Source organism: Spongiivirga sp. MCCC 1A20706 (assembly GCF_046524175.1).
Taxonomy (GTDB): Bacteria; Bacteroidota; Bacteroidia; order Flavobacteriales; family Flavobacteriaceae; genus Spongiivirga.
Window position 1 is genome coordinate 21,401 of sequence record NZ_JBEFZF010000002.1, and the last position, 13,444, is coordinate 34,844.

Sequence of the window (13,444 nt, forward strand, 5' to 3'; positions counted from 1 at the left end):
TTTTTATTTTAATATGGTTATGGTTCCTTTTTTAAACAGTATATTATCTTTTGATATAGCATAATAATATAATGTGCCGTCTTTAACATTGTTAATCATCGAAGCATTTGGCCAATCGTTATTATAACGAGTTGTTTCTAGCACCGTTTTTCCGTTTCTATCGTATACCAGTACTTTTACTTTTTCACTATTAAAGCCTCCAGGTAGTATCCATGTGTCATTCTTGTTATCGCCATTCGGACTCACCACATTAGGAATAAGTCCGCTTAAATTGAACTCTACAGTGATGATCTTTGTTACTGTACAAGAGCCCACAGATGCCGTTAAGGTATAGGTGCCTTCTTCTGATACCACGATGCGATCACCGGTGGTAATTGCTCCCGTTGTATCATTGGTCCAACTATAGCTATCCGCTCCACTAGCTACCACTTCTTGGGTTGACCCCTCGGCTATTGTTACAAACTCTGATGGGGAAATCACCACTGTGTCCACATCAAAATTCGTGATCACTATCTCATTCGAGCTGGAGCTACAACCAAAGGCCGAAGCAATAAATTGATAACTGCCAATCTCTGAGATATCCGTTGTTGCTCCGGTTGCACCAGCAATAGGATTACCATCTTTAAACCATTGGTATGTGTATGCAGCATTCAAGGCTTCTTCACTTGACAACGTGATCGTATCACTAGACCCTGGACATAATTTACTTTGAGTACTTGATATCGAAATAGCCTCTAATCCAAGACTTATGGTCAAGCTGTTACTCATACTGGTCAAACTTCCATCACTCACCTCTAGCTCATAATTCCCGTTTTCTGTGCGATCATTAATCGTAATCTCCTTATCAGTAGCACCACTGATACTGCTTGTGTCTCTAAACCATTCATATGTAAATAATGAATAATCACCGCTATCAATAGTTGTGTTTATCACTCCGCCCTTAGCAGTTGCCTCTAACTTTGTGATCCCTAAGGTTGTTGGTGGGTTCCCGCAGTCTTCATAGTTTGCGTCTGCTGCAATAGTTACTTCATAGGCTTCAGGAGCATATATGTTGAATACAGGCGATTGCTTTACATCACCACAAGCACCAGAGCCTGTTACCGTGGCCTGATACGACCCAGGAGTGTTTACCACTAGATCAAAACTGTTGCCAATCGAGGTGCTTCCCCCATTGAAAAACCATTCAACAGTGCTGGAGCTATCCGAACTACTCACGCTTAATGTCGTACTTTTTGTGGGCAATAATATTTGATTCTCGCTTGTGGAAGTCGATACCGTAATCTCCGTACCTGCATTGCTTACATTAACTGCCGAAGAGGTATCCTCGCAGCCGCTTGTATTAGTAATACTTACCGTGTAAGCTCCAAAAGGAGTGGCAGTAGAAACTGTATAATTGTCTAGCCCTGTACCGCGTGCTACCTCAGTACCATCCTTAAACCATACGTATTCATAAGTCGAATCAGATGGACTCGCACTCAAACTGTATACATCTCCAATACATATCGATGCGTCAGACTCCATAATCGATGCAGTGACACTACTGCTACTTAAACTAACCGATACCAAACGTGAATTGACTCCTGCGCTCTGTGTACAAGGACCAAAATAAACAGATGCAAAATAATTGCCTGAATCGGAAACCGAAACAGAATTTCCCGTAGGATCTTGACTTCCATCGGGATTCCACGGCACAAAATCTTTAAACCACTGGTATAATGGGTAATCGCTATTGTTTAATTGGAGTGTAATTGGATCTCCACCACAAATGGTATAACTTGTTGGTCCTTCAATTTGTAAGTTGACCGTACTTGGATCAGGAGTAAAATATGCAGGAATCCCCGGATTTGATTCGGCACTTACAATTTCCGGATTAGAAGCGTGGACCCGAATCTTGTAGTTATCACCATATACATCACTTGGCAACTGCACAGCCGTGGTAAAACCTTCGTTTGGCGCACCTGTTGGTATGGTTTTATTCTCACCAGAAATTCCAGTAGCTATAAAAATGGGATTGTTATCATCGAAATTACCGTTTTCATCGGAAATTTCAATACTAAACTCATTAGGATCGGCAAAACCAGGTGCGGTATATTGCACCAATACCCCAAACGAATTAAAGCCTGAGCCTATATCGTTAGGACATGCAAAACTTACTGTAAATTGTGGTGGTAGAATTGTCTGACCATAACATACAGCACATGCAAAAAACATCATCGCCGTAAGTAACGGCCTATGTCGTTTTAGGTTAAGCATAAGATGTTGATTTAGGGCTAATCAAAACAAATGTAATGAAAGAATATGTTTTCAACAAATAGTACAATCATTGTTGCAAACAGTCTTTTCGTTTTAATCTATTGGTAATGAGGTGTTTATTATTGTTTTTCTATAGTAAATATTCAAGAGAGAAAGCTTAAAAAACATAATGAGTGTTAATAAGTTAATATTTAATATAAAATTCTGATTATCAGATTTTTAATAAAAAAATATTTATAAGCCTTTCCACTTTGTTTAACCTAAGGTGGTCAGTGAACGTTAAAAACGCTCATGTTAAAGAAAAATTCGAAAAAAAGTTGCTAATCGGACAACAGGTCAGGAAAAGACGATAATCTGTGTTTAAAACAACTGTTTGAAATGCCTAATTAGCCCTGGGTTCACTTCAATATGAACATGAGAAATTGATCAATAGTATAGGTTGAAAATGCTAAAAAAGATGTTTTTAACTCCTAGTATTTAAGTAGGGAAGGTTTAACAGCATATTACTAAAAAGATCCTACTTATAAAAGCAAGAAAAGCATTGATTAAGAATGATTGGGTTTAAATAAACAAGAATATTTTTTTAGCCTTCTCTAAATTTTTATTGTAGTACCGTGATTGTTCCTTTTTTGAATAGGACATTATCTTTAGAAATTGCATAATAGAACAATGATCCGTCTTTAACCGCTTGCATCGATGCAGAACGCGGCCAATCATTGCTATAACGGGTAGTTTTTAATACATTACGGCCACTACTGTCATAAATAACCACCTCAACTTTTTCACTATTAAAGCCTCCAGGTAGTATCCATGTGTCATTCTTGTTATCGCCATTCGGACTCACCACATTAGGAATAAGTCCGCTTAAATTGAACTCCACAGTGATGGTCTTTGTTACTGTACAAGTGCCCACAGATGCCGTTAAGGTATAGGTGCCTTCTTCTGATACCACGATGCGATCACCGGTGGTAATTGCTCCCGTTGTATCATTGGTCCAACTATAGCTATCCGCTCCACTAGCTACCACTTCTTGGGTTGACCCCTCGGCTATTGTTACAAACTCTGATGGGGAAATCACCACTGTGTCCACATCAAAATTCGTGATCACTATCTCATTCGAGCTGGAGCTACAACCAAAGGCCGAAGCAATAAATTGATAACTGCCAATCTCTGAGATATCCGTTGTTGCTCCGGTTGCACCAGCAATAGGATTACCATCTTTAAACCATTGGTATGTGTATGCAGCATTCAAGGCTTCTTCACTTGACAACGTGATCGTATCACTAGACCCTGGACATAATTTACTTTGAGTACTTGATATCGAAATAGCCTCTAATCCAAGACTTATGGTCAAGCTGTTACTCATACTGGTCAAACTTCCATCACTCACCTCTAGCTCATAATTCCCGTTTTCTGTGCGATCATTAATCGTAATCTCCTTATCAGTAGCACCACTGATACTGCTTGTGTCTCTAAACCATTCATATGTAAATAATGAATAATCACCGCTATCAATAGTTGTGTTTATCACTCCGCCCTTAGCAGTTGCCTCTAACTTTGTGATCCCTAAGGTTGTTGGTGGGTTCCCGCAGTCTTCATAGTTTGCGTCTGCTGCAATAGTTACTTCATAGGCTTCAGGAGCATATATGTTGAATACAGGCGATTGCTTTACATCACCACAAGCACCAGAGCCTGTTACCGTGGCCTGATACGACCCAGGAGTGTTTACCACTAGATCAAAACTGTTGCCAATCGAGGTGCTTCCCCCATTGAAAAACCATTCAACAGTGCTGGAGCTATCCGAACTACTCACGCTTAATGTCGTACTTTTTGTGGGCAATAATATTTGATTCTCGCTTGTGGAAGTCGATACCGTAATCTCCGTACCTGCATTGCTTACATTAACTGCCGAAGAGGTATCCTCGCAGCCGCTTGTATTAGTAATACTTACCGTGTAAGCTCCAAAAGGAGTGGCAGTAGAAACTGTATAATTGTCTAGCCCTGTACCGCGTGCTACCTCAGTACCATCCTTAAACCATACGTATTCATAAGTCGAATCAGATGGACTCGCACTCAAACTGTATACATCTCCAATACATATCGATGCGTCAGACTCCATAATCGATGCAGTGACGTCATCAGCTGACATCGTTACGGAAACTAGTCGACTATTCACACCAGCACTATCAGTACATGGGCCGTAATATACCGCCGCGTAATAATTTCCAGCCTCTGTGATGGTAATGGTATTTCCTGTAGGATCCTGACCGCCGTTAGGATTATAAGGCACAAAGTCTTTATACCACTGGTATAAAGGAAATGAGTCATTATTAAGTTTTAATGTTACGCTATTACCCCCACAAATAGTATAACTTGTCGGTCCCTCAATTTGTAAGTTAACGTCTGTTGGTCTAGCCGTAAAAAATGCAGAAAAAGCTACTGAAGCGGGTCCAATTTCTCCAGTTTCAGAAGCATGCACTCTTATTTTATAGTTTTCACCATAAACATCGGTTGGCAACTGTACATTTGTAGTAAATGCTTCGTTAGCACCGCCATTTGGGATTGTTTTATTCTCACCAGAAATTCCAGTGGTTATAAAAATGGGATTGCTATCATCGAAATTCCCGTTTTCATCAGAAATCTCTACGCTAAACTCATTTGAACTTCCAAAGCCAGGCGCACCGTATTCTACATACACTCCAAAATCATTGAAACCACCTCCGTTGTTATTGGGGCAGGCAAAACTAACTAGCATGTTTGTTTGCACAATCCTTTGCGCATAGCTAGTAGCACTGATAATAAGTGCCAGCAGAATTAATAATACTTTGTTGTTTTGTAGATTATACATGTCTTGATTATTGGGGCAATCAAATACAACGCTTTTGACGTCTTATACTTATATAACAACTTGTTTATATTTTACCCTAACAGCAAATCAAATAATTAGCATTTATTTCTCTTCGCAATAATGCATCTCAGTCACCTTTTTAGTCTTTTAGTTAATTGCTATCGTTAACAACTTTCATGTCTTGGGGTTCGGGTATAAAATCCTACCTTTGGCGCTTCAAATTCAATTGCAATGTCAGAAGAATACGAATCGCTTAATTTTTTAGAGCAAATAGTAGAAGAAGACCTAAAAACAGGTAGTTATGAGGGGAAGTTGCGTTTTCGTTTTCCTCCTGAACCTAATGGCTATTTACATATTGGTCATGTAAAGGCAATTTGCATCAACTTTGGTTTAGGCGAACGGTACAATGCTCCTGTAAATCTCCGTTTTGATGATACCAACCCAACAAAGGAAGAGCAAGAATTTGTCGATGGCATTAAACGTGATATCGCCTGGTTGGGTTTTGAATGGGATAAAGAGTGTTATGCCTCAGATTACTTCCAGCAATTATACGAATGGGCTGTTCAACTTATAAAAGAAGGAAAAGCTTATGTTGATTCTCAAACTTCTGAAGAAATAGCAGAACAAAAGGGAACGCCTACAAGTCCGGGCACCAACAGTCCCTATAGAGATCGGTCAGTTGAAGAAAATCTCGCTTTATTTGAGGGTATGAAAAATGGCGATTTTGCCGAAGGTGAGCATATACTTCGAGCAAAAATTGACATGGCTGCACCGAATATGCTACTTCGAGATCCAGCAATGTATCGTATTCTTAAAAAATCCCACCATCGCACTGGTAACGACTGGTGTATTTACCCTATGTATGATTGGACCCATGGTGAATCGGACTATATAGAGCAAATTTCACATAGTTTGTGTTCATTAGAATTCAAACCGCATCGCGATCTTTATGAATGGTTTGTTGATGAAGTGTACTCGGGAAATGATTTAAAACCGAAACAGCGTGAGTTCGCTCGTCTAAATATGAGCTATACGGTTACCAGTAAGCGAAAACTCGCAACATTGATAGACAATGGTGTTGTTACTGGTTGGGACGACCCGAGGATGCCTACTATTTCAGGATTACGTCGAAGAGGGTATACTCCTACTGCTCTAAGAAAGTTTGTTGATACCGCTGGTGTTGCTAAAAGAGATAATGTAATTGATGTTTCATTATTAGAGTTTTGTATTCGAGAAGACTTGAATAAAACATCACCTCGTGTTATGGCTGTGCTTAATCCTATAAAAGTTGTTATTACCAACTATCCGGAGGGCGAAGAAGAGTGGCTAGAAGCAGAAAACAATCCTGAAGATGCATCAGCTGGTAACAGAAAAGTACCTTTTTCTAGAGAGATTTATATTGAAAAAGAGGATTTTAGAGAAGAAGCTAATCGCAAGTTTTTTAGGCTCAAGCTTGGAGGAGAAGTTAGGCTGAAAAATGCTTATATCATTAAAGCAGTGTCTGTTGTAAAAGATGAAAATGGTGAAATAACTGAAATTCATTGTACTTATGATGAAGACAGCAGAAGCGGTAGTGGTACGGAGGCTAGTTTGCGAAAGGTTAAAGGTACCTTACACTGGGTTTCCATAAAACACGCGATCCCTGCTGAAGTACGATTGTATGATCGCTTGTTTTTAGATGAAGCTCCTGACAGTCATAAAGACAAGGAATATACTGAGTTTTTAAATCCGGAATCGTTACAAGTAATTACTGCACAAGTAGAACCTAGCTTGCATGATCTTGAGCCTGGAGATCGTGTACAATTTCAACGTAAAGGTTATTTTAATGTGGATTTAGACTCGTCTAAAAACAGTTTGGTTTTTAATAGAACAGTGGGATTACGGGATAATTGGGCTAAAAAAAAGTAAGCAGTATTCAGTTGGCAGTTTGAATGTACCTATTTGATTAGATAAATTCAGGGAGAAAATAGGGGTGTATAGAGAGCACTTTTACTTTCTTTTCTTCATAGAGTTATTTCACAGAGAAACACTAAGTCTCGCCTAGGTACAAGGAGAAATCATACATATGATTCATGAATTCAGGGCGAAACATCACTTTGTAGTTGTTTCACAAAGCAAAACCAATATTCATAAAGAAATCGATCTGCTATAATATAATAAACAAGTACTGAAAACTGCTAACTGCTACTGCGGACTGAAGACTAAAAAACCTACTCAATTGGGGTCATTACGTCTTCTGGAATAGTCATCTTCGTTTCAAAATCTGGAAATATTTGAGCTTTTAAAGGGCCTTTTAACTGACTAGCTTCAATAAACGACCAATGCTTTTTATCTTCTAAATAAATACCAAGCAAATGACTAGCGTTTTTCATTTTTTGACCTGATATTGACATATTTACAGTGGTTGCCACTAAGCAACGAAACTCACCCTGTTCTTTTACGAACTCTTTTACATTTTCTACTTTATATCCATCAATGGAAACACCGTTGGTCTTCATCATATCTTTAAGCCCCTGCATTTGCTGCTTTATATTTTCTACACCACCACCTAGTTGAAACACATTGGGGTGCACAAACTTCATCATACCATCAACATCCCAGGCCATGGTCGCTTCGCCCGAAGCCTGCGCATCTTTTAACGCTTGGGCTTTTAAATCATCTTCTGATTGTGCAAAAATCGCGTTTGCTGACAATAAAACCGCGCTCACAAATAAAACTATCTTTTTCATCTATTTTATATTTTTATTTTTCTCGAAACGAAACAAATATATAAATACTCATTTCATAATTACTGTCCTAAAAAAAGAAACAAGGGTAAAAACCCTTGCTTCCAACAGTTACTATTTAACCTAATTTATAGGTCATTATTGTTCTTGTTCTTATTTTTTTTCATGGCTTCACCAATCTGATTGCTAGCAGTAAAACTAGCGACCATATCATTCAACATCTGACTACCTGCTTGTGGCGAATTTGGTAGTAAAATCAAATTGCTATTGGTCTCTTGACCTATTGACTGTAAGGTGTCGTAATGCTGAGTTACTACTATAAGAGCTGATGCTTCCTGCGAGTTAATCCCTACCTTATTCAAAACCTCCACTGACTCTTCTAAACCTCGCGCAATTTCCCTACGCTGATCTGCAATACCCTGACCTTGTAAACGCTTACTTTCAGCTTCCGCCTTTGCTTTTTCTACAATCAAAATACGTGCGGCATCTCCCTCAAATTGCGCCGCAATTTTTTCACGTTCGGATGCATTAATACGATTCATTGCTTCCTTCACTTGAGCATCCGGGTCAATATCAGTTACTAGGGTTTTAATAATATCATAACCATAGGTCATCATTGCATCATTTAATTCTGATTTTACAGCAATCGCGATGTCATCTTTCTTAACGAAAACGTCATCTAACTTCATCTTCGGTACTTCGGCACGTACCACATCAAATACATAGCTTGTAATTTGATCATGCGGATAGTCCAACTTATAAAATGCCTCATACACCTTATCGCGAATTACTTTGTATTGCACAGACACCTTTAATTTTACAAACACATCGTCCAAGGTTTTGGTCTCCACAATAACATCTAATTGTTGAATTTTAAGACTTAAGCGTCCTGCAATTCTATCTACCAATGGAATTTTTAATTGAAGTCCTGAGTGACGAATACTTTGAAATTTACCAAAGCGTTCAACAATGACTGCGGTTTGCTGTTTTACAATGAAAAAAGCCGCAAGGAGTACAATAACTCCAAAAAAGATAATAACGGGTAAAAAATATGATCCTAGCATGTGTAAAAATAGTTAGTGTTAACATTAACCTTATGAAAGGTACGACTATTTGTAGTAATTTCTCCCTATTTGTTACAAATGCTTATAGGGAGTTATCCAAAAACTTTTTAGAAGTCACCACACTTGCAAACTCATCTTTTAAACTTGCCAGCGCTGTTTGATGCATAAGCTCTGCATCAAATTTTTGGTTATTTACCCCCACCATATCAAATGCGGCACAAGCATCCTCCACCAAAATAATATTAAACCCCAGATTTGCCCCCATTCTTACCGAGGTTGAGATGCAGTGATTTGTTGTTAAACCAACAATAACAATAGTCTGTATACCCCGCTTTTTTAGTTCATTTTCCAAAGGTGTACCAATAAATGCGCTGTTAACACTTTTTACAAAAACGGGTTCGTTTTCAAGTGGTTTTACCTCGTTTTTAATCAAAAATCCTGGTTTTGTAGCAAAAAGTGGTGACTTTTCATTTATTGAACTGTGCTGAATATGAAAGACAGGAAGCTGATTTTTTCTAAAAGCTGCTAAAATCATTCCTGCATTTACTTCAGCACTTAGATTATTCCGGTTGCCTCCGTAAAAATCCCATTCATCCAAGCCTTTTTGGATATCGATGAGGATTAAAGCAATTTTTTGTTCTTCTAAAGGAAGCATTGTTCTCCAGTTATTATCCTAGCTTCTCAACCGCATTTTGAATTCGGGAAACTGCTTCGTCTTTGCCAAGCATCGCAACGATTTCAAATACATCCGGTCCTTGAAGTGATCCGACTAACGATAATCGCAATGGCATCATCACTTTACCGAAGCCAATTTCTTTAGAAGTGATCCATCCTTTTATCACTCCGGTGACGTTTTCAGCTGAAAAATCATTGGTCCCTTTAATAACTTCTGCTAATTCTTGCATCAACTCATTCGTCCCTTCTTTCCAGGCCTTTTTTGATGCTTTCTCATCATAGCTTTCAGGTGCTTGAAAGAAGAAATACGACAGTTCCCAAAAATCGCTGATAAAAGTCGCTCTCTCTTTAAGCATTACCACGATTTTTTCTACATTTTGGTCTGTTTTTACGCCTTTCTCATCCAAAATAGATGAAAATTCATCAGAAATGACCGAATTGTCGAGTTTTTGCAAATATTGATGTTGATACCATTTGGTCTTATCAGGGTCAAATTTAGCCCCGCCTTTACTCACTTTTGAAAGGTCAAAAGCTTGCACTAATTCGCCTAACGAAAAAAGTTCTTGTTCGGTACCCGGATTCCATCCCAAAAATGCCAAAAAGTTCACTACCGCTTCGGGTAAATATCCATCTTCTTTATATCCTCTAGAAACATCCCCGGTTTTTGGGTCTGTCCATTCCATAGGAAACACCGGAAATCCCATTTTATCACCATCTCTTTTACTCAATTTCCCTTTTCCAACAGGTTTCATAATCAATGGCAAATGTGCAAACTTAGGTGTGGCCCATTCAAAAGCATCATATAACAATTGATGTAGTGCTAAGGAAGGCAACCACTCTTCACCACGTATCACATGTGTTATTTGCATCAAGTGATCGTCCACAATATTCGCCAAGTGATAAGTAGGCATACCATCACTTTTGAAAAGCACCTTGTCATCTAATGTATTACTATCGATCTCGATCGAGCCTCGAATTTCATCTTCTAGTTTGATTGTTTCTCCTTCGGGTGACTTAAACCGAATGACATAGTCTTCACCTGAATCAATTCGTTTTTGCACCTCATCGGCAGACAGCGATAAGGAATTGGTTAATTTTAAACGATTATGCCAGTTGTAGATGAAGGTCTTCCCTTTAACTTCGTGATCTTTTCGATGAAAATCTAATGATGAGGCAGTATCAAAGGCGTAATAAGCATGTCCTTTTTCCAGCAGTTCATCAGCATACTGCCTATATAAATGTTTTCGCTCACTTTGACGATATGGACCAACGCCTCTGTCCTTACCTATACCTTCGTCAAAAGGAATGCCACACCAATTAAGCGCATCGATAATATACTGCTCTGCCCCTTCTACGTATCTCTTTTGATCGGTATCTTCAATACGCAATATAAAATCACCGCCATGCTTTTTAGCAAATAAATAGTTGAACAATGCAGTGCGCACACCACCAATATGTAAAGGTCCTGTTGGACTAGGCGCGAACCGCACGCGGACTTTCTGACTCATTTTTCTTGTTTTCTAAGGCGCAAAGATAGCTTAAGAGTTACGATTTACGAAGTGGGGTTTTAGAATTAAATTTCTAAACGAATCATGAGTGATTATCTAGGGCTTGGTTCTGATTAAGTAGAAATAATACACCCCCTTGCTTTACATTAAGCAACGGAGAACACCCCTCTAAATCTCCCCTCAAGGGGAGACATCTTCAAAAAGAAAAAACCGATGATAATATCATCGGTTTGGCAGTTAAATTTTGGTTGGTCTTCCCTATTAATCTGGGAATTCATCGTCTGCAAGCAGCTCTTCTATTTGAAGAACATGGCGCTCAGCGTGTGCTGACAAAAACAACATTAGCTGATAAGCGTCTAACGTGCCAAATGGCATCTGCTGAAAGCGACCTCTCAGGTCAGCTTCTGTATTTTTTATAAACTCAATATTTGATGCTCTTTTCTTTTTGAAAGCAGTTAAGGTTTCTTCATATGATCCGAATCGGCCACTAGGTTCAAAAGGCTCGCTGGTCTTCACCTTATTGCTTCGATCGACCATCATGGCAATTACCTCATCGTCTGGCGTTGTTTTTTCCGGTTTTGTAGTGGCCGCTTTATCTTTAGATTTTAGCAACCCTTGCATTAAATTAAATAACGAATTTTCTGAAATAGTAATGTGCTCAACACACTCGGCAACCGACCAAACATTATTCGATGGTTTATAGTTTAGTTGTTCTTTTGAAAGTCCCTCAACGGCTTTCAACAAATGGTCGTGTGTTTTGGTTAAATGCTCAACGGCCTTAGTTCGTTCAGCTTGAGTCAATTTGCTATCGGCATTGGTAAAACTGAGCAATACCACAGCTAAGATCGGTAAGATGTATTTTTTCATCTATTTAAAATTTTTTTATTTTCTCTAAATCAAACAAATAAAAAATTTTCGATTAGATCAACCGCTGCGCTTTCAAATAAAAAATTTGATTATTTCGCTTGGAAGACTAAAAATCAAATTTATTTATTATCATTTCATAATGAAATATATTGGTTGGTACTCTCTTGTTAGGTGTAAAGATATAGGTTTTTAAATGCAAAAACGAAGTCACCGCCCATCTACTTTTTCCGGCTGGCTCGAATTACTGGCTACTTTCCAATATTCGTCTTCATAAATAGAGGTATATGTTACCTCTATATGAAATGGCGGATCATCGTCCGGCCCTACTTTCAAATAACTAAAAACATCTTTAAGTTTGGCAATAGGAATGTTGTAGGTTGAAAGCGAACGTTCCTCCGCGGGCATTAAGGTAGAACCTTTACCCAAAGTTGCATGTTGGGTAAAATAACCGTACTCTAGCAGTTTAGGGAACTGGTCTTCAAACAGTTTTTTCGTGTCGAGATTAAAAGCCTTTCCTTGGTATACGAAATAAATGGAGTCAATAATTGCAGGGCCCAATCCTTTATTTTCTACCACTTGTTGAAAAACAACTAAAGAATCATTACCCCCTTGATTAATGGTAAAATCTATTCGTGGTTTTACTGAAAGCTTGCTTTGTTCACGGATGATACTCGTTTGATAAATAAAAATGATCAGGGTCAATAAACTAATGATCATTGCAGAAAGCCCTAATAATCTATCCGTTTTGATTTTTTTGAAATTCATTTTAATGCCAGTTGGTTTCGCTATTTACTAGCACAAAAGATAGATAATCTTTTTCTACTTGTCTTATTATTTACCAAGTTGTTACACCAATGGAAGTCTCAAAAAACCATTAAATACTATTATTGTAGAAACAGCATTTCAAATATCAGATAATGCTTTATTCCAAATTCTTTTCCCCAGTTTATAACATCTTTTCCACTTGTGTCTACAGCACACCAATATTTAAAATCACCTTTTTCGTAAGGTAAAATGTAGGCGAAAGCATAAAATTTTTTCCCATATGTTATCGTCTCGCTTACTCCAATATCTCTTAAGCTATAGTCGTGTGATGACGTTGCTTCATACTTCCTTTCAAATCCGAATGTTGGAAAGCGAAACCATAACTTTAGTTTGGGCTCGTTCGTTCGTTTTGCATAGACTTTAAGGTCTAAGGTGTCTAATAACGCTTTTGATCTTTTCCTAAACTGTGCCGTATTGGCTATGGTATCTATTCGTTTTACCTTACCATCCCATAGTTCTTTACATACAAGTATATAGTCCTTTTTAGTGATTTCTTTACCGATAAACTTTACTTTATACAAGTCGATTCTTTCGAAATACAATAAGTCTGATAATTCTTGATTTTCAGTAGAGTATGTCGTTGTCATTTTTACATCTTGCCCATACAACATGGCATAGGCAAAGAGGCATACAATGATGCTTATTCCTTTTTTCATAATACGATTTATGTTTGTGTGA

Annotated in this window: 10 protein-coding genes; 1 reads left to right on the top strand and 9 read right to left on the bottom strand. The window is 38.2% G+C overall.

Annotated features, from left to right (window positions below):
* Positions 1 to 3 precede the first annotated feature (3 nt).
* Together ABN763_RS04195 and ABN763_RS04200 are read right to left on the bottom strand one after the other, a co-directional pair.
* The gene (locus ABN763_RS04195) at positions 4 to 2,253 is read right to left on the bottom strand and encodes a gliding motility-associated C-terminal domain-containing protein (protein WP_410484176.1); all 2,250 of its coding nucleotides are present in this window, start codon (positions 2,251 to 2,253) and stop codon (positions 4 to 6) included.
* A 601-nt stretch (positions 2,254 to 2,854) separates the two neighbouring features.
* Complete coding sequence (locus ABN763_RS04200) at positions 2,855 to 5,101, bottom strand: gliding motility-associated C-terminal domain-containing protein (protein WP_410484177.1); 2,247 nt, start codon at positions 5,099 to 5,101, stop codon at positions 2,855 to 2,857.
* A gap of 231 nt (positions 5,102 to 5,332) precedes the next feature.
* Between ABN763_RS04200 and ABN763_RS04205 the strand changes: the two genes are divergently transcribed.
* A complete protein-coding gene (locus tag ABN763_RS04205) occupies positions 5,333 to 7,009 on the top strand; it encodes a glutamine--tRNA ligase/YqeY domain fusion protein (RefSeq protein WP_410484178.1) in 1,677 nt (558 codons plus the stop codon).
* Positions 7,010 to 7,311: 302 nt separating this feature from the next.
* On the opposite strand, the gene ABN763_RS04210 is transcribed toward ABN763_RS04205, so the two are convergent.
* The 7 genes from ABN763_RS04210 to ABN763_RS04240 all read right to left on the bottom strand — a co-directional run bounded on the left by ABN763_RS04210 (position 7,312) and on the right by ABN763_RS04240 (position 13,422).
* Positions 7,312 to 7,830: a hypothetical protein gene (locus ABN763_RS04210; protein WP_410484179.1), complete on the bottom strand. Its 519-nt coding sequence runs from the start codon at positions 7,828 to 7,830 to the stop codon at positions 7,312 to 7,314.
* A gap of 125 nt (positions 7,831 to 7,955) precedes the next feature.
* Complete coding sequence (locus ABN763_RS04215) at positions 7,956 to 8,891, bottom strand: SPFH domain-containing protein (protein ID WP_410484180.1); 936 nt, start codon at positions 8,889 to 8,891, stop codon at positions 7,956 to 7,958.
* A gap of 82 nt (positions 8,892 to 8,973) precedes the next feature.
* Positions 8,974 to 9,546, bottom strand: coding sequence for a cysteine hydrolase family protein (locus ABN763_RS04220; RefSeq protein ID WP_410484181.1), 573 nt, complete (start codon positions 9,544 to 9,546; stop codon positions 8,974 to 8,976).
* Positions 9,547 to 9,559: 13 nt separating this feature from the next.
* Complete coding sequence (gltX, locus tag ABN763_RS04225) at positions 9,560 to 11,074, bottom strand: glutamate--tRNA ligase (RefSeq protein WP_410484182.1); 1,515 nt, start codon at positions 11,072 to 11,074, stop codon at positions 9,560 to 9,562.
* Positions 11,075 to 11,335: 261 nt separating this feature from the next.
* Positions 11,336 to 11,941, bottom strand: coding sequence for a DinB family protein (locus ABN763_RS04230; RefSeq protein ID WP_410484183.1), 606 nt, complete (start codon positions 11,939 to 11,941; stop codon positions 11,336 to 11,338).
* Positions 11,942 to 12,148: 207 nt separating this feature from the next.
* Complete coding sequence (locus ABN763_RS04235; protein ID WP_410484184.1) at positions 12,149 to 12,706, bottom strand: hypothetical protein; 558 nt, start codon at positions 12,704 to 12,706, stop codon at positions 12,149 to 12,151.
* A gap of 119 nt (positions 12,707 to 12,825) precedes the next feature.
* Positions 12,826 to 13,422, bottom strand: a complete 597-nt coding sequence (locus tag ABN763_RS04240) for a hypothetical protein (RefSeq protein WP_410484185.1) — start codon at positions 13,420 to 13,422, stop codon at positions 12,826 to 12,828.
* Between the last annotated feature and the right edge of the window lie 22 nt (positions 13,423 to 13,444).

Excerpts from the sequence above, each read along its gene's own strand:
- ABN763_RS04195 (WP_410484176.1), bottom strand. The coding sequence starts at position 2,253 with ATGCTTAACCTAAAACGACATAGGCCGTTACTTACGGCGATGATGTTT.
- ABN763_RS04200 (WP_410484177.1), bottom strand. The coding sequence starts at position 5,101 with ATGTATAATCTACAAAACAACAAAGTATTATTAATTCTGCTGGCACTT.
- ABN763_RS04205 (WP_410484178.1), top strand. The coding sequence starts at position 5,333 with ATGTCAGAAGAATACGAATCGCTTAATTTTTTAGAGCAAATAGTAGAA.
- ABN763_RS04210 (WP_410484179.1), bottom strand. The coding sequence starts at position 7,830 with ATGAAAAAGATAGTTTTATTTGTGAGCGCGGTTTTATTGTCAGCAAAC.
- ABN763_RS04215 (WP_410484180.1), bottom strand. The coding sequence starts at position 8,891 with ATGCTAGGATCATATTTTTTACCCGTTATTATCTTTTTTGGAGTTATT.
- ABN763_RS04220 (WP_410484181.1), bottom strand. The coding sequence starts at position 9,546 with ATGCTTCCTTTAGAAGAACAAAAAATTGCTTTAATCCTCATCGATATC.
- gltX (WP_410484182.1), bottom strand. The coding sequence starts at position 11,074 with ATGAGTCAGAAAGTCCGCGTGCGGTTCGCGCCTAGTCCAACAGGACCT.
- ABN763_RS04230 (WP_410484183.1), bottom strand. The coding sequence starts at position 11,941 with ATGAAAAAATACATCTTACCGATCTTAGCTGTGGTATTGCTCAGTTTT.
- ABN763_RS04235 (WP_410484184.1), bottom strand. The coding sequence starts at position 12,706 with ATGAATTTCAAAAAAATCAAAACGGATAGATTATTAGGGCTTTCTGCA.
- ABN763_RS04240 (WP_410484185.1), bottom strand. The coding sequence starts at position 13,422 with ATGAAAAAAGGAATAAGCATCATTGTATGCCTCTTTGCCTATGCCATG.